The organism is Achromobacter sp. MYb9 (genome assembly GCF_002975275.1).
Lineage (GTDB): Bacteria > Pseudomonadota > Gammaproteobacteria > Burkholderiales > Burkholderiaceae_B > Achromobacter.
On record NZ_PCOQ01000011.1, the window covers coordinates 1 to 15511 of the forward strand.

A 15511-nucleotide genomic window follows, 5' to 3' on the forward strand; every position below is an offset into this window, starting at 1 on the left:
GTGTCCGTTGGGTTGCCCCGGGATGCCCTTGCTTTGCCTGTTGTGCTTGCTTGGCCCCGCCGTTCAAAAAACTGTCTGAACTGCGAAGGAGCGAGACTATAGCACAAGTTTTTGGGCTGTCATGCGCAGGAAGCAAAGACGCCTTCAATTTCTTGCTTAGAGACGGGAAGGTGGCCGCTGCCTATATATAGAGACGTTGCGCGGCGTTCGTTCCTGGCCTTCCCCCACCCTCGCCTGACCCTCTCGCTATATATAGAGAGAGGACACGGCTACCAGCGCATGTAGTCCGTATGCTTCAAGCGCGCGAGGTCGCGTTGCATGGTGGTTTCGTTGACGAGCCAGCTGGGCGCCCCCACGTCTTGCAGGATGTGCGGGTCCATGTCGGCGGCGAGGTTACGCAGGCGGGCTTCGGCACGACGCTTGCAATATGCGTCCCAGACCTTGGCCAGCCAGCCGCGGGATCCCTCTGCGTCCTGCCTATTTGTGTGTGGGCTGTCCTGGCGGCTTGCGCCGATGTTGGCGGGCGATGGCGTCGAGGCAACTTGGGCTGGCCGGCGTTCCGGCCGGAAAGGGGATGCAGGGGACGTGCAGGTTTGGGCGGACATGAGGGACTCCTGGCTCTTGGACGTTTTGGTAAGCGTAGTCGCCCAGACGGCGGGTGAAAATCGAATTGTTTTTGGGTTATTGGTCAGCTAATCTGACCAGATGCGATTTTTCCGAGAATTCTCATGCGTTTGCCTCTGAACACCTTGCCGGCCTTCCGGGCCGTCGCCGAATTGCAGAACCTGCGCGCGGCGGCGGATCGACTGCACTTGACGCATAGCGCGGTCAGCCAACAGATCAAGGGACTGGAAGAACAGTTGGGCTTTCCGCTGTTTGAGCGCAGTGGGCGCGGCATCGTCCTGAATAGCGCCGGTGCCGCGCTGCTGTGCAGCGTGCAAAGCGCGCTATCCGTATTGGACGAGGGCGTGATGGCCGCAGCCGCTGCCGCGACAGGTAGCGAGCAACGCTTGCGGGTGTCGGTGCTGCCTTCTTTTGCGCAGCGCTGGCTGCTGCCCCGCATGGCGCGGTGGCGCGTGCGCAACCCGGGCTTGTCACTGGAGATCGAGACGTCGCAGCAGGTTGTGGATCTGGTGCGTGACGGCTTTCATGCCGCACTGCGGTTTGGCCGCGGACCTTGGGCGGGCGTGGAATCCGAGCCGCTGTTCGACATGCCGCTGCCACTGATTGCGCTGGCGTCACCTGAAACCGCGGCAACGCTTGAAGACAATTCCCCCGAAACGCTGGCCCGCCAGCCGTTGCTGGGCGAACGTGAAATGTGGCAGCACTGGTTCAATGCCGCCGGCCTGCGCACGCCTGTCACGCCGGTGGCCACGTTCAATGACGCGGGGATGATGCTGCAGGCCGCCGAGCAGGGCTTGGGCATTACGCTAGGCCGCGAACTACTGGCCGCGGACGCCCTCTGTGCCGGGCGCCTGGTGCGGATTTCTCCCATGAGCGTGCAGTATGAGCAGGCGCAGACTTACCACCTGGTCTATCCGCCCAGCCTGCGGGAATGGGCACCCCTGGTCGCCCTGAAGCAATGGCTACGCGACGAACTGGAGCTATCTCGTTGCGCGCTTGTCACCACGCCGTCCGAGCTGGATGTTCCGCCCCTGGATCCTGGGCGAAAAAAAAGGTAAAGCAGCTTTCGCTGCTTTACCTCTACCTAAACACGGCGACCGGCGGGAGCACTCCCCGCAGACCAGGATACGCTTCGCTCGCATGGCCTGGCGGGCGCCGCGGCGGCGGCAGTCAACATTGCGAGCCGTCAGGCCACCTTGCGCGTCGGGGCCTTCGCCAACTGCATCGAATCCGTTTCATTGAAGCGCTGATGCCAGGAAAATGCCTCTTCCAACAGATGGGGCGTCTGGCCGCCGCGCTGGCAGGCGCGGTCGAAATAGTCCTGCAACGCATCGCGGTAAGACGGATGCACGCAATGCTGGATGATGGCGCGCGCGCGTTCACGCGGCGCCAGGCCGCGCAGGTCCGCCAGGCCGCATTCGGTCACCAACACATCCACGTCGTGCTCCGTGTGGTCCACGTGGGACACCATCGGGACCACGCTCGAGATATCGCCGCCCTTGGCCATTGACTTGGATACGAAGATCGCAAGATGCGCGTTGCGCGCGAAGTCGCCCGAGCCGCCGATGCCGTTCATCATGTGCGTGCCGCCGACGTGCGTGGAGTTCACGTTCCCGTAGATATCGAACTCCAGCGCCGTGTTGATGCCGATGATGCCCAGACGGCGGACGATCTCAGGCGCATTACTGATTTCTTGCGGGCGCAGCACGATGCGTTCGCGATAATGCTCGATATTGGCCAGGATCTTGTCGTAGACGGGCTTCGATACCGTGATGGAGGAAGCCGACGCGAAGGCAAGCTTGCCTTGGTCCAGCAGTTCGATGGCGCTGTCTTGCAGCACTTCGGAGTACATCGTCAAGTTCTCGAAATCCGACGACTCGAAGCCGTGCAAGACCGCATTCGCGATGGTGCCGATGCCGGCCTGCAGCGGCAACAGGGAGTTCGTCAGCCGGCCCGCGTCAACTTCGCCTCGCAGGAACGTGTTGATATGGTTGGCGATGGCGTTGGTGTCGTCGTCGGGCGGCAAGGCGTTGGACGGGCTGTCCGGTTCATGCGTGATGACGATAGCGGCGATCTTGTCGGGGTCCACGTCGATGAAGGGCTGGCCGATACGCTGGTCCACCGACACCAGGCCGATCGGCTGGCGTGCCGGACGGTCGGCGGGCACATAGATGTCGTGCAGGCCTTCGATGGCGGCAGGCACGCCCACGTTCAATTCGATAATGATCTTGTCGGCCTGTTGGGCGAACGAAGCCGAGTTTCCTACCGACATGGTCGGCACGATCGCGCCCGATTCCGTGATGGCGGCCGCCTCGATGATGGCGACGTTAATCGGGCCCAGATGGCCCGCGCGCAGTTGCTCGACGGTTTCCGACAGGTGCTGGTCGATGAAGGCAATGTCGCCTTGATTGATCTTGCGGCGCAGCGTGGTGTCGACCTGAAACGGCATGCGACGCGCCAGCGCATTGGCCTGGGCCAGCAGCTTGTCGGTGTCGTGGCCCAGCGAGGCGCCCGTGATCAGCGTGATCGACAGGGGCTCGCGCTGGGCCCGCGCCGCCAACGCGGCCGGCACGGACTTACAGTCCCCGGCGCGCGTGAAACCGCTCATTCCCACGGTCATGCCGTCCTGCACCAGCGATGCCGCCTGATCGGCGGACGTGATCTTGGCGCGCAAGCCAGGGTGGCGGATACGGTCGAGGTGCATGGAGTCTCCAAATTTAAAGGCCAACGGCTTGCGGCCGGGCGCGGCGGGGCCGCCTATCAGCGCCCGGGCGCCGTCTTTCGCGGCGTTTCCCGATATCCCGGTGTGGCGCGTGGCCGCATCCAGGACGAATTTTTCGCAGTATAGGAAGGCGCGCTTAAATCTCGTAATGACTTAAAATCATTCAAATCAGTCGTTTTTTTCATCAATTGACGCTTTTGCCCGCAACGCGCCTAGGGAGCCTCACGCCATGGACGTGCGTGCATTGCGGTATTTCGTGGAAACGGTGCGGCACGCCAGCTTCACGCACGCAGCCAAAGCGCTGTTCGTCACGCAGTCGACCGTCAGCAAGATGATTCGCCAATTGGAAGAAGAGGCAGGCACGCCGCTGTTGATCCGCGACGGTCACACGGCGCGCCCCACGGACACCGGACGCGTCATGTACCAGCGCGGGCTCCAGGTGCTGGAGACGATGCGGCAACTGTCGGAAGAACTGCGCCAGACCGCCGACCTGGATCGTGGCGCGCTTGAGGTCGGGATCCCGCCGATGATCAACCTGCTGTTCACCCCGGTTGTGAAGCGTTTCCGGGAGCTGCACCCCGGCATTCACCTGACCCTGCGCGAGGGCACGGGCCAAGCCGTTGAAGCGCTGGTGGCGAACGGCGAACTGGAAGTGGGCGCGACGATCCTGCCCATCGCACCCGACGGGGGACTGGCCGCCCAGCGCTTCGGCAGTTACCCAATATGGGTGATCGGCCCACCCGACGCACCCTGGGCAGGCAAAACATCCCTGCCCTTGAGCGCCTTGCGAGACGCCCGGTTGCTGATTCCCACCGACGACTTCGCCGTCACCCGGCGCCTGCGTCAGGCCTTCGCCGATGCGGGTTTTCAGCCGGGCATCGCCGCGCAAAGCGCGCATTGGGATTTTCTGGTGGCAATGGCATCCGCCGGGCTGGGCGTCGCGCTGCTGCCTGAACCGCTGATGCAGCGCATGAAGACGCGGGGTCTGAGCACAGCAAAGCTTGCCAAGTCGGGCATGCAGTGGGAGGTCGGCCACATCTGGCTGCAATCGGGGTATCTGTCCTTTGCCGCGCGAGCCTGGCTGGACGTATGCGACGCCGTACTGGGAAAGCCCAAAAAACCGGCCTCCCGGGGGACGCCGGCCCGCCCGAGTTGATTCCAAACGTTGACCTCGTAAACGTGGATTGCCGGCTGGCCGGTCCGCCGGCGCCCTCGACGGACCGGCATCCGATCCGGCCCTGTTTCCCTGCCCCCTGAGGATGAGCGAAAGGCCCTCGGCGTCTCTGCCCATAAATTAGGGACGCGCTACGTGTTTTTGTTGCAACGGACCGGTCCGCGGCTTGTTATGCTGCCGCCTCGACGCGAGTGTCTCGCACAAGAATATGACCCAAATCCGCATCCCCCTGCTCTTAAGCATCCGGCGCCTTCATGCGCCCCAGATCGCCGCGCTTGTCGCGGCGTTGTTGTTGGCGCTCTGTCTGATGCCAGCCTTCGCGGCGCCGCCGCCGAATCCGGCGGAAACCGAGACGCAGCTGGCGGCGGCGCGCAAGCAGATCGACGACATTCGCAAGCGCGTCGCCGACGAGACCGACGACGCCACGCTCGTCAAACAGCGCGGCGACGCGCTGGACATCCAGTCAAAAGCCGATGCGGCCACCGAAGCGCTGGCGCCCCAGTTGACCAGCCTGACCGCAAGATTGAGCGAATTGGGCGCGCCCCCCGAAGGCGCCAAGGAAGCCCCCGACGTGGCGGCCCAGCGCACGCAGCTGGAGAAAAGCAGCCGCGCGCTGGATGCGCAGATCAAGCTGGCCCGTTTGCTGTCCGTCGACGCCGGACAGACCGCGGAACAGATTTCGGCGCAGCGCCGCACGCAATTCCAGGCACGCATGGGCGAGCGGCGCGACTCGTTCCTGTCCAAGCAATTCTGGGTGGAATTCCACGAGGAGTTTCCGCGTGACCTCGAGCGCCTGGAAGCGTTGCGCGACGACCTGTCCACCGCCATCCGGCAAACGCCCACCTGGGGATGGCTGTTGCTGGCCGTCGCGGCAGCGCTGACGATCGCGCTGCGCATCTGGATTGGCCGGCTTTTTCTGCGCTTGACCGCGACACGCGTGCCCCCGGGCCGGCTGCGGCGCTCGTTCCTGGCGGTGGCCCAGCTGACCCTGTCGGTCGCGACGCCAGGCGTGATCGCGCTATTGATCCACGCCGGCCTGGACTGGAATTCGCAGCTGTCCGACAACACGGGCGCCCTGCTGGCGACACTGGTTGCGACCGTCTGCTTCGGCGGCTACGTGTCTGGCCTGGGCAATGCGCTGCTGTCGACGCATCGCCCGTCCTGGCGCCTGCCCCCCATCAGCGACGCGGTGGCGACGCGCCTGAATTGGCTGCCCAACCTGCTGGGCACGCTGGTCGTGATGATCTGGCTGGCCGAACGCCTGCCGGTGCTGCTGAACGCCAGCCTGACGACAACGATCACGCTGACCGGCATCGTCGCCGCGATCATCATGATCATGATGGCCATCGTGCTGGGTATCTGCCGCAGGTTGCGCCGCCAGAGCACCCTGGAGAACGACGCGCCCGCTCCGTTCTGGACGTCGCTTGTGCTGGGCACGGTGTGGGCGGTGCTGATTCTGGGCCTGGGCAGCTTGCTGGCGGGATATGTGGCCTTTGGCGCCTTCCTGACCAAGCAAGTGCTGTGGACGCTGATCGTGCTGGCTTCCGCCTATCTGGTGTCGACGTTGATCGAAGACGGGTTCAGCACGCTGCTGGGCACGTCGCACCGCGAAGGCGACAACGAGGGCCCCAGCCTGCGCGACCAGGCGGCCGTGCTGCTGTCGGGTATCGGCCGTGTGGCCGTCGGGTTGCTGGCGGTGATTCTTCTGCTGGCGCCTTTCGGCGAAGGGCCGGCCGATCTGGTGCAACGCTTTGACCAGTTGCGCAAGGGCCTGGCGATCGGCGAGGCGCAGATCCGCCCCGGCGCGGTGCTCCAGGCGCTGATCGTGCTGGGCCTGTCGCTGCTGAGCGTGAAGATGCTCAAGCGCTGGCTGTCGAACCGCTACCTGCCGACCACGGAACTGGATCCGGGCATGCAGTTGTCGGCCGCGACCTTGTTCGGATACGCGGGGGTTGTGCTGGCCGTCGCCTTATCGTTATCGGCAGCCGGCATCGGCCTGGAACGCGTGGCGTGGATTGCCAGCGCGTTGTCGGTGGGTATCGGCTTTGGCTTGCAAGCGGTGGTGCAGAATTTCGTGTCGGGCCTCATCCTGCTTGCCGAGCGCCCGGTCAAAGTGGGTGACTGGGTGTCGCTGGGCGGCGTTGAAGGCGACATCCTGCGCATCAATGTCCGCGCGACCGAAATCCAGATGGGCGACCGGTCCACCGTGATCGTGCCCAACTCGGAATTCGTGACCAAGACCGTGCGCAACGTCACCCGGTCGAATCCCTTGGGCCTGGTGCAGATCAAGCTGCCCCTGCCGTTGTCGACGGACCCCGAGCAGGTGCGCGAATTGATCTTGCAGGCCTTCGCGGACCACGAGGACGTGCTGGAGACGCCCGCGCCCAACGTGTTCCTGGACGGCATCGAAGGCGGCCATCTGGTCTTCAACGCCAGGGGCTACGTTTCCTCGCCGCGCGCGGCTTACGGCGTGCGCAGCGCGATGTTGTTCACGGTGCTCAAGCGCTTGAATGACGCGGGCCTGGAGGTATCTTCGCCCCCCACGATGCTGCTGGCCTCGGCGCCTTTGCCGGAGGCGGCGCCCGGTGCCGTTGCGCCGCCCGCCTCCACCTGACCGCTCTGCCGCGCTGGCGCTTCCTGGCGTCAGCCGGGTGAATATAGATCGGCGAACTGCTGTCGCTCGAGCCTGGGATTGCGCAAAGGCGGCGCCGCCAGCGCGGTGGTTTGAACGGCCTGCACCGGATACGGCTGCACGGCGGGCGCCGCAGGCCTGGCCTGGCTTTGCACAGGCGTGGGCGGCGCAACGACGGTGGTCGTGGTCGGCGAAGTCTGCGCGACCGCCGTCGTATCGAAACGATGATCCGCCGTGGTCAGCGCGGGATTGGTGCAGAGCCCCTGCGCCACCAACGCGGCCTTGGTGCGGTCGTCGGTCTGGCACAGGATGTCGATAGCCGCGGTCTCCAACCGGCGCGAGCGGTCAGCGTCCTTGGTGGAAGCGGCGGCCTGCATCGTGCGTTCGAAGTTGCGCCGCAGGCTGCATTTCTGGTCTTCGATCGGTATGGCGACGTTCATACCGAAACCCACCACGGAGCCCCCGCCGCCTGCCGACACCATGCAGCTGTCCGACGAGAACGAACCATAGAAGCTCTGGCCACCCACAGGCGGAACCGTCTTCACGGTGCTGGAACCGCTGTTGTTGGAATTCAGCGTGATGCCCTGGTTATTGCCGGCATTGGTCGACCCCGACGACGCGGATGTCGTGGAACTGGAGGTACTAGTCTGCGCTGCGGCCGTGCACGCCGCCAGCGACAGGGAGATTGCAAGCACGATGGTTTTCATGATGTCCCCTCGACCGGACGGCCGAAGCCGTCCGGATAATTGGGTCAGTGGTTGAAGCCGGAGATGTGGCCCACCCCGCCGACACCGCCAATCGACCCAAACGCGCCGATATTGCCGGCAACGAATGTCCCGGTCGCCGACGCGGCCGTGTCCGTTTTGCCGAACGACGCGCCGCCGTTGGCGATGCTGTCGCCCACCATGATGGGCGCATTGCCCGTCACGTTGCCGTAGGATTCGCTGGTGGCGTATTGGCGCGTGCTGGTGACCACTTGGGTGCCGTCCCGGCTGAATGTGCCACCGACTTGCGCGACGCCGCCGGTTTCGCCGAACGAGGTCTGGCTGGAAGACCCGTAGCCGTTGACCTGGGTTGCCACCACCGAACTGCCGGTGGAGACCGATGACGCCGTGCCATTGATCGTGCCGGCATGGCCGGTGATCGACACGGAAGGCATGCCCGGGCCGGTGGCATAGGCCGATGCGGCAAACAAGGTCATGGCTGCGACGATTGCGAGCTTTTTCATTTGAGCTCCTCCTGATCCGCGTCATGCGGATGCACAGGTGCCGGTGGCCGACCGGCGCGGACCGCTACGTCCCTCCCGCGTGCCCGCACGAAGACGAGTGGCGTGGGACTTTTGTATTGGTACGGAATGATTGCTCCGTCCTAGGCAAGTCGATATCGGTTAAACGGGTGACCGCGTCTTTGTGGACGAGGGCCACCCGTTAATCAGCGAGCAAAACAGACGAGAACGCGCGCATCGCGCCATGCGTATGGACGATGAAAAGCGCGGCTGGCGGCAGCATCACGCAAGCGGGCTCAACTTTAAGGATGGGGCGGCGCGCCGCTGGCTCGGACAAGCTGCCTAGCGCGCTCGCCGGCAGGCAAGCCGTTGATGGCCTTTAGGCTGACGGTTGGCCGGGGCCTGCGGGCGAAAACGAGAAGAACTGCACGACTTCCCGGCGGACCAGCCAGAGATCGCCGGCGACGAGCATCAGCAGGACACCGCATTCCGCCAGGCCCAGATCGGACTGCACGCGATAGCCGACCAGCAGCGCGATGCCCAGCGCGCCGGCCAACCCGGCCGGCCAGGCGGGCGGGCGGCCCGACACGGGAAGACGCAAGCCACGACTCCAGCATAGCCAGGCCATCAGGGGCAGGCACAGCACCGAGAGGGGGATATAGAGGGCGATCGCGGACAACACCACCGCCACGCTGAACGGCGTGTTGAGCGCCAGCGCCATGACGGCGATAACGGCGATACCCACGTACCACAGCAGGCGAGCGGCAATAAGGCGAGTCAATTTGACGGCTCGAAGATTCATCGGGACAGGCTGACATGAGAATTTTCAGCCATACTACTCCGGCCGGCCGGGCCTTACCCGGCCCCAATTTTTCGGAGACACCGTCATGATCCAGGAGATTGCCAGCATTCATGTCCGCGAAGGGCAGGAAGCGCTGTTCGAGGCAGGCGTGGCACAGGCCAAACCGCTGTTCCTGCGTGCCCGCGGATGCCACAGCATGGCGCTGCACCGTAGCATTGAACAACCGCAGCGCTATACGCTGGTGGTCGACTGGGAAACGGTCGAGAACCACATGGTTGATTTTCGCGAATCGCCTGATTTCCAGGAATGGCGCCGGCTTGTCGCCGGCTTCTTCGTCGAGCCGCCCCAGGTCCACCACGAACAAAAAGTGATCTGACCGTCAGGCCGCGGCCAGCCGCGAGCTGGCCGCCAACGCCACGGCCACCGTCGTGCGCACGTCGGCCAATGCGCGGTGAGTGGGATCGGACGCCCCCACATGCCGCGCCAGTATCTCGAGCTTATGGGACGGCAGTTCGGGCCAGGCACGCCGGGCCAGCGCCAGCGTGCAATGCGTCGGGTTGGCGAACGGCAGCCCCGTCTGGTCGGCCGCGGCGCCCAGGAAGCGTCGATCGAACGAGGCATTGTGAAAGAACACGGGCAAGTCTTCCACGAATTCGAGGAAGGACGAAAATGCCTGCACCACTGGCACGCCGTGGCGGTCGACTTCCGCCTGCGTGATGCCGGTCAGCCGGGTGATGAAAGACGGCACGGGCGACCTTGTGCGCACCACCTGCGTGTACTCGCGCGCCAACGTGCCGGCGGCTTCGACGCGGACCGCCGCGAATTCCAGGATTTCGCACGTGGAGGTGGACAGCCCGGTGGTTTCCAAGTCGGCCACGATGAAAGGGCCGCGCAACGCCTGCAGCGCCGACTCCAGCGCAGCAGCGGCCTGCGTCCGATTGACCGCCGCACGCGGCGCTCCACCACTGGTCCGTGGACGCCGATTGAAGAACGTCACCGCGCTACTCCGCCGCGCGCAACGGCGCGAAACGCGGCGAGCCATCGGCCAACTGACCGAAGAACAACGTGGCGGGCCGTACCCACAAACCACGCTCGTGCGGCCAAAGGTGTTCGTACACCACCATGGACTCTTCGGTCTCGGAATGGCGGGCGGTACCCACGTACAGGTACAGGCCGCCCTTGTAATGGCGGTGCGAGGCAAGGGCCAGGGCTTCGGATTCGGTCATGGACGGATGCTGCAAATAGAGCGGCCCGGGCGGAGGCGATCCGGCCCAGGCCAGGGATTCAGACAATACCGTCTTTATAGCGCACTCGCGCGGGCGCCGGCCTGCGGCGCTCAGTAACGCACGTATTCCAGCACCGGTTTGGGGGGCAACGGCGTATTTGCCGCAGGCCGTGCCCGCACGGCGGCGGCCACCGGCTTGACCACCCCGACCTGCCGGTCTTTCCGCAAGGCCTGCGCATCGGCCGCCTCTTGCGTGGCGCGCAGCGTCTGGGCGGCCTCCGCGGTCATCTGCGTGATGTCCTCGGTCACGTCACCCAACTTGGCCGATTGCGCCAGCGACACGTTCACGACTTCCGCCATGATCTCGGTGACGCGACGGGACGAGGCCACGATGTCTTCCATCGTGGCGCCCGCGGACTGCACCTGCCCCGCGCCGCTTTCGATTTGTTCGACGGACGTCGTGATCAATCCCTTGATCTCTTTGGCGGCGGCGGCACTGTTCTGCGCCAGGCTGCGGACCTCGGCCGCGACCACCGCGAAACCCTTGCCGTGCGTGCCGGCCCGGGCCGCTTCCACGGCCGCGTTCAAGGCCAGGATATTCGTCTGGAAAGCGATGCCGTCCATCACGCCGATGATCTCGGAGATGCGACGCGAACTTTCGGTGATGGCGCCCATCGTCTGCACGACGCCCTTCACCGTCTTGCCGCCCTGCTCCGCCACCTTGCTGGCGTCCAGCGCCAAGGCGTTGGCCTGGCTGGCTCGCTCGGCGTTTTCCGTCAAGCCCTGCACCGCTACCCGCAATGTTTGCGCGGCGGTAAATCGCTTGGTGATGTCGGTGGCGTACTTCACGACTTTGAATGGCCGCCCTTCAGCATCGAAGATCGGGTTGTAGCTGGCTTCGATCCAGACCTGCCGCCCGCCCTTGCCGATACGCAGGTACTGACCCGTGTCGTGTTGGCCGCTGCGCAGTTTGCGCCAGAATTCCTGGTAGGCCGCCGTGCGCGCCTCTTCGGGCCGCACGAACATACTGTGGTGCCGGCCTTCAACTTCAGACGCGTGATACCCCACGGCATTCAGGAATAGGTCGTTGGCGCGGATGATCGTGCCGTCGAGTTCGAACTCGATAATCGCCTGCACCTTGGAAATGGCCGCCAACTGGCCTTCCGTGTCGGCCTGGCGCTGCTGCTGGTCGGTAATGTCGGTGGCGTACTTGACCACCTTGACCGGCCGGCCACGCTTATCGAAGATGGGGTTATACGACGCCTGAAGCCAGACGTCCCGTCCGTCGCGACAGACGCGGCGATAACGGCCGGCATCGTAGGCGCCCTGGCCGAGTTTCTGCCAGAAAGCCAGATATTCGGCGGATTCGCGTTCATCGGGATCAATGAACATGCGGTGGTGTTGCCCCAGGACCTCGTCCAGCGAATATCCCATGGTATCCAGGAAATTCTGATTGGCCATCAGGACATGGCCTTCGAGGTCGAATTCGATAACGGCCTGGGCGCGATGGATCGCCGAGATCTGGCCGTATAAATCCGCCTTTTGCATGCCGCGTTCTCCGCGGAAAAGGCGATTGAGGGTAGTCCATTGCATGATGCGTCTCCTGCCAAGAGATGGGACGGGTTCCTGAAAACGGTCGACAAGCGGAATCTCTATCAGAACTGCTTGGCGCGTCCCAAACTCAGCTGTGCATGCCGCGCCGCATGCGCTTGCTGCCTGGTGGTCCGTCGCACAGCAGTAACGGCAGGCTGGCTAGAAACATAAGAACACAAGAGTGTATCTAGTCGAAATTATTTAATCCTAAAAATGAACGTTTCTCAACCCATTATCGGTGGCATTGTGAAAAAAAGTTCTGCTGCATAACTAACGCGGGGTTTTCGAATACCCCGGACAATGGCGCTCAGGGTTAATACGAATTCCGTCGCCCATTCTTATGGGGGTTAACCGCAGCGCACTCTTTCAACGGAGTCACTGCCCCTAATTATTAATGGGGTGAATATAAATACGGACGGATCACCCGCCATGTTGGCGCGCACGCCGGGATCCCGCCCGGCATTCATGACTTTGCGCAGTAATCAGGCGGCGTCCAGTTCGCGATACTGGCGAAAAATGCACTCGCCAAAAGGCAACCGCCTGCCACTATCGAAATAGGCCTGCAATGCCGGCAACGCCGCCACGCGCGCGTGCAGGGCCATCACGTTCGGATAATCCGAAGCCACCGTGCCCATGCGCTTGGGAAAGGCATAGAGCAGCCCGTCAACCAAATGGAACAGCGACAGGTCAACGTAGGTCCAGCGCGTGCCGCCGGCCAGCCAGGCCTCGGGGCCGGCAAGCGCGCGTTCGAAGTACGCCAGAAATTTCGGTATGCGTTCTTCCCGGAAACCGCGCGCGCGGCGCGCAGCTTCTTCTTTCTGGTCTTCGTAGTAGTCGTTGGCGGAAATGGGGTGATGCGTATCGTGCGCCTCGGTCACCATATCGGCGATGGTCAACTGAAGTTGATTCACCCATAGACGGCCTTCCAGCGATTCTGGCGCCAGCCCATGCTTTTCGCCCAGGAACAGCAGGATATTGGCCGTCTGGCCCAGCGTCATGCCGTCGGCCACCAGATAGGGCGGCGCGAATGGCGGATGCTTGCGTGGCGCCTGCATATCGTCGATCAGCGCATTTTCCGAGGCGCCAGGTTCGCGCACGCGTTCGCGATACGGAATGCCGCCTGCTTCCAGCGCCAGGCGCACGAACTCGCCACGCCCGGGAATGCCGTCCCAATACCAGAGGTCATATGTCATGCCGTCTCCTTTGGTTAAGCGAAGGCTAGGCAGGAAATACGCTGACGCCGCCCTCTTGCCCGGCCGCCTGCGCGCCACGGGCCTGTTGATACTGGCGCGGGGATAATCCGAAGTGCGCCCTGAAATCGCGCGAGAAATGCGCACCGTCCGCAAAACCGCAGTCCAACGCAATCTGCGTGATGCTGCAAGGATTATTCAGCAACAACCAGCTTCCGTACTCCAACCGCAATTGCCGCTGAAACGCCATGGGCGACATGCCCGTGGCAACGCGGAACGCACGTTCCAGTTGCCGCCGGCCCACGCCGACGTAGCGCGCGATGGCGTCCAGCGGCGGCGGGTTGTCGATGCGCTGCTCGATGAAGTGCGCCGCCTGGCGCACGCGCAGATCCTGGATGCCGGACAGGTCGGTGCGGAAATGCGCCTGCGGCACGCGGCCGGGGCGCACGCCTTGCAGCATCATGTGCCGCATCGCCTGCTGCGCCTTGTCGCGCCCGCAATGACGGGCCACCAGATACAGGCCCAGGTCGATCGCCGCGGTGGAGCCGGCGCACGAGATCAGGTCGCCTTCGTCCACGAACAGGCGGTCCACCACCGCGCGGGTCTGCGGAAAGCGCTCGCGAAACGCATCCAGCACATTCCAGTGCACGCATACCGTGCGCGGCCCGATCACGTCGGCCTGCGCCAGGGCGAACGTGCCCGTGCAGATGCCCAGCAGCCGAACCCGCAGCGCCGCCGCCAACCGCAGCCAGTCGCGCAGCGGCTCCGGCATGCGGCCGTTGATGTAGTCGTTACCCCCGCAGACGGCCACGTAGTCGAACTGCGCCGGGTCGTCGGGCAGGCTGTCGGCCACGTCGATGGTCAGGCCCGCGCTGGAGCAACGCGGCTTGCCGTCCCAGCTCATGACGCGCCATGCCGTATGGATCTGCCGGCTGCGCCCGCCATGGTCGCCTGCCAGGCGCAACACGTCGACCAGTCCGGCGAACGCAGCCAGCGTGAACTGGTCCATCAGCACGATGCCGATGGTGAGTGCGGGTTTCCCCTGGGGCAGGGCCTCTGCGGCGTCCTCATAGGAGGAAGGCCGGGAAGCCGGTGTTTCGACGATCGTCATGTCGCAATTATTCAAGTTTATGTCCCACGCCTTCAAGCTGGTTTTCCCTGGGATCACCCAAGATGCAGGCATGGCGACGTCACGGCTCCGCGTTTGGAACGCCCGGTTCCACGGGCAGCCGAGACAAGCCGATAAATCGACAAGGGGAATCCGACATGGCAACACTTACCCGCAGCGCCCTGCGCGCCGCCTTGCTGGGCGCCGGCCTGATGCTGGCCACGCAGGCGACGGCGCAGCAGCAGAAGATCACCGTCGCCTGGTATGGCGGCAATTGGGGCGACGCGTTCCGCGCCTGCGTCGCCGAGCCCTACACCAAGGCCACGGGCGTGACGGTCGTGCCGGAAGTCGGTACGTCGACCACGACGCTGGCCAAGCTGCAACAGCAGAAAAACGCGCCCACGATCGACGTCGCCTGGATGGACGGCGGCATCAGCGAACTGGCCGCGCAGGCTGGCGTGCTGGACACGCTGGACCCCGCCGCCATCCCGAATCTGAAGAACGTCATCGACCAGGGCGTGTACCGCAATGGCGACGCCGCTTACGCCGTCAGCACCGGCTACTACTCGCTGGGCATCACCTACAACACGAAGGAAGTGCCGCAGGCGCCCACCAGCTGGAAAGACCTGTGGAAGCCCGAGTATGCCGGCGCGGTGGCCGTGCCATCGCCCGCGAACTCCTCCGGCGTGCCGTTCGTGTTCTTCCTGGCGCGTGTCTGGGCGATCGACCCGTCCAACCTGGCTCCGCTGTACGCCAAGCTGGCCACGCTGGACACCGCCTTGTTCTTCGACAGCTCGGGCGCCGCCAGCAACGCCTACCAAAGCGGCGAGGCCATCATCGGCGCGCACTTCAACGTGGGCGCGTGGGACTTGATCGACAAGGGTCTGCCGATCGGTTTCGCGGTGCCCAAGGAAGGAGCGTGGGCCACGGATGCCCGCCTGCACCTGGTCAAGGGCGCGCCCAATGCCGCCGCGGCCAAGAAGTTCGTCGACACCGCGCTTACGCCGGAGGCCGCTGTTTGCCTGGCCACACGCCTGTATCTGGGCCCGGCCGTCAAGGACGTGCAGGTGCCCAAGGACGTGGCCCGCAAACTGCCGTGGGGCGCAGAGGGTTCGGTGAAGAACCTGAGCCTGTTCGACTGGAACCTCATCAACAGCCGCCGCGCCGAGGTGACGGATGCCTGGAACCGCCAGGTCGCTCGCAAGCGCTAGGCCAG

15 protein-coding genes are annotated in these 15511 nt (G+C 64.3%); 5 read left to right on the forward strand and 10 right to left on the reverse strand.

Annotated features, from left to right (window positions below):
• Nucleotides 1–269 precede the first annotated feature (269 nt).
• On the reverse strand, nucleotides 270–605 hold the full coding sequence (locus CQ050_RS31135; RefSeq protein WP_233214119.1) for a hypothetical protein: 336 nt from the start codon (nucleotides 603–605) through the stop codon (nucleotides 270–272).
• 123 nt (nucleotides 606–728) lie between these two features.
• On the opposite strand from CQ050_RS31135, the gene CQ050_RS16815 reads away from it, so the two are divergent.
• Nucleotides 729–1682 carry a LysR substrate-binding domain-containing protein gene (locus tag CQ050_RS16815; RefSeq protein ID WP_105557976.1) on the forward strand — a complete coding sequence of 318 codons (954 nt, stop codon included), beginning with the start codon at nucleotides 729–731 and terminating at the stop codon, nucleotides 1680–1682.
• 128 nt (nucleotides 1683–1810) lie between these two features.
• Here CQ050_RS16815 and CQ050_RS16820 read toward each other — a convergent pair whose 3' ends face one another.
• On the reverse strand, nucleotides 1811–3328 hold the full coding sequence (locus tag CQ050_RS16820; RefSeq protein WP_105557977.1) for an acetyl-CoA hydrolase/transferase family protein: 1518 nt from the start codon (nucleotides 3326–3328) through the stop codon (nucleotides 1811–1813).
• A 247-nt stretch (nucleotides 3329–3575) separates the two neighbouring features.
• On the opposite strand from CQ050_RS16820, the gene CQ050_RS16825 reads away from it, so the two are divergent.
• Nucleotides 3576–4502, forward strand: coding sequence for a LysR family transcriptional regulator (locus CQ050_RS16825; protein WP_105557978.1), 927 nt, complete (start codon nucleotides 3576–3578; stop codon nucleotides 4500–4502).
• 226 nt (nucleotides 4503–4728) lie between these two features.
• Nucleotides 4729–7134 carry a DUF3772 domain-containing protein gene (locus CQ050_RS16830; RefSeq protein ID WP_105557979.1) on the forward strand — a complete coding sequence of 802 codons (2406 nt, stop codon included), beginning with the start codon at nucleotides 4729–4731 and terminating at the stop codon, nucleotides 7132–7134.
• Nucleotides 7135–7163: 29 nt separating this feature from the next.
• Here CQ050_RS16830 and CQ050_RS16835 read toward each other — a convergent pair whose 3' ends face one another.
• The 3 genes from CQ050_RS16835 to CQ050_RS16845 form a co-directional block, all read right to left on the reverse strand.
• Complete coding sequence (locus tag CQ050_RS16835; RefSeq protein ID WP_105557980.1) at nucleotides 7164–7859, reverse strand: hypothetical protein; 696 nt, start codon at nucleotides 7857–7859, stop codon at nucleotides 7164–7166.
• Nucleotides 7860–7903: 44 nt separating this feature from the next.
• On the reverse strand, nucleotides 7904–8380 hold the full coding sequence (locus CQ050_RS16840; RefSeq protein ID WP_233214120.1) for a hypothetical protein: 477 nt from the start codon (nucleotides 8378–8380) through the stop codon (nucleotides 7904–7906).
• Between the two features lie 376 nt (nucleotides 8381–8756).
• Nucleotides 8757–9158, reverse strand: coding sequence for a hypothetical protein (locus CQ050_RS16845; RefSeq protein WP_233214122.1), 402 nt, complete (start codon nucleotides 9156–9158; stop codon nucleotides 8757–8759).
• A gap of 106 nt (nucleotides 9159–9264) precedes the next feature.
• On the opposite strand from CQ050_RS16845, the gene CQ050_RS16850 reads away from it, so the two are divergent.
• Nucleotides 9265–9555, forward strand: coding sequence for an antibiotic biosynthesis monooxygenase (locus tag CQ050_RS16850; protein WP_105557981.1), 291 nt, complete (start codon nucleotides 9265–9267; stop codon nucleotides 9553–9555).
• 3 nt (nucleotides 9556–9558) lie between these two features.
• Here CQ050_RS16850 and CQ050_RS16855 read toward each other — a convergent pair whose 3' ends face one another.
• The 5 genes from CQ050_RS16855 to CQ050_RS16875 form a co-directional block, all read right to left on the reverse strand.
• Nucleotides 9559–10176: a PolC-type DNA polymerase III gene (locus CQ050_RS16855; protein WP_105557982.1), complete on the reverse strand. Its 618-nt coding sequence runs from the start codon at nucleotides 10174–10176 to the stop codon at nucleotides 9559–9561.
• Between the two features lie 4 nt (nucleotides 10177–10180).
• The gene (locus CQ050_RS16860) at nucleotides 10181–10405 is read right to left on the reverse strand and encodes a DUF1653 domain-containing protein (protein ID WP_105557983.1); all 225 of its coding nucleotides are present in this window, start codon (nucleotides 10403–10405) and stop codon (nucleotides 10181–10183) included.
• Nucleotides 10406–10515: 110 nt separating this feature from the next.
• Nucleotides 10516–11997 carry a methyl-accepting chemotaxis protein gene (locus CQ050_RS16865; RefSeq protein WP_105557984.1) on the reverse strand — a complete coding sequence of 494 codons (1482 nt, stop codon included), beginning with the start codon at nucleotides 11995–11997 and terminating at the stop codon, nucleotides 10516–10518.
• 482 nt (nucleotides 11998–12479) lie between these two features.
• The gene (locus CQ050_RS16870; RefSeq protein ID WP_105557985.1) at nucleotides 12480–13190 is read right to left on the reverse strand and encodes a glutathione S-transferase; all 711 of its coding nucleotides are present in this window, start codon (nucleotides 13188–13190) and stop codon (nucleotides 12480–12482) included.
• A 25-nt stretch (nucleotides 13191–13215) separates the two neighbouring features.
• Nucleotides 13216–14298, reverse strand: a complete 1083-nt coding sequence (locus CQ050_RS16875; RefSeq protein WP_105558142.1) for a GlxA family transcriptional regulator — start codon at nucleotides 14296–14298, stop codon at nucleotides 13216–13218.
• Nucleotides 14299–14453: 155 nt separating this feature from the next.
• Here CQ050_RS16875 and CQ050_RS16880 point away from each other — a divergent pair, with 155 nt between their 5' ends.
• A complete protein-coding gene (locus CQ050_RS16880; protein ID WP_105557986.1) occupies nucleotides 14454–15506 on the forward strand; it encodes an ABC transporter substrate-binding protein in 1053 nt (350 codons plus the stop codon).
• Nucleotides 15507–15511: the final 5 nt, after the last annotated feature.

Excerpts from the sequence above, each read along its gene's own strand:
- CQ050_RS16825 (WP_105557978.1), top strand. The coding sequence starts at position 3,576 with ATGGACGTGCGTGCATTGCGGTATTTCGTGGAAACGGTGCGGCACGCC.
- CQ050_RS16820 (WP_105557977.1), bottom strand. The coding sequence starts at position 3,328 with ATGCACCTCGACCGTATCCGCCACCCTGGCTTGCGCGCCAAGATCACG.
- CQ050_RS16880 (WP_105557986.1), top strand. The coding sequence starts at position 14,454 with ATGGCAACACTTACCCGCAGCGCCCTGCGCGCCGCCTTGCTGGGCGCC.
- CQ050_RS16850 (WP_105557981.1), top strand. The coding sequence starts at position 9,265 with ATGATCCAGGAGATTGCCAGCATTCATGTCCGCGAAGGGCAGGAAGCG.
- CQ050_RS16830 (WP_105557979.1), top strand. The coding sequence starts at position 4,729 with ATGACCCAAATCCGCATCCCCCTGCTCTTAAGCATCCGGCGCCTTCAT.
- CQ050_RS16815 (WP_105557976.1), top strand. The coding sequence starts at position 729 with ATGCGTTTGCCTCTGAACACCTTGCCGGCCTTCCGGGCCGTCGCCGAA.
- CQ050_RS16840 (WP_233214120.1), bottom strand. The coding sequence starts at position 8,380 with ATGAAAAAGCTCGCAATCGTCGCAGCCATGACCTTGTTTGCCGCATCG.
- CQ050_RS16875 (WP_105558142.1), bottom strand. The coding sequence starts at position 14,298 with ATGACGATCGTCGAAACACCGGCTTCCCGGCCTTCCTCCTATGAGGAC.
- CQ050_RS16860 (WP_105557983.1), bottom strand. The coding sequence starts at position 10,405 with ATGACCGAATCCGAAGCCCTGGCCCTTGCCTCGCACCGCCATTACAAG.
- CQ050_RS16835 (WP_105557980.1), bottom strand. The coding sequence starts at position 7,859 with ATGAAAACCATCGTGCTTGCAATCTCCCTGTCGCTGGCGGCGTGCACG.
- CQ050_RS31135 (WP_233214119.1), bottom strand. The coding sequence starts at position 605 with ATGTCCGCCCAAACCTGCACGTCCCCTGCATCCCCTTTCCGGCCGGAA.
- CQ050_RS16865 (WP_105557984.1), bottom strand. The coding sequence starts at position 11,997 with ATGCAATGGACTACCCTCAATCGCCTTTTCCGCGGAGAACGCGGCATG.
- CQ050_RS16870 (WP_105557985.1), bottom strand. The coding sequence starts at position 13,190 with ATGACATATGACCTCTGGTATTGGGACGGCATTCCCGGGCGTGGCGAG.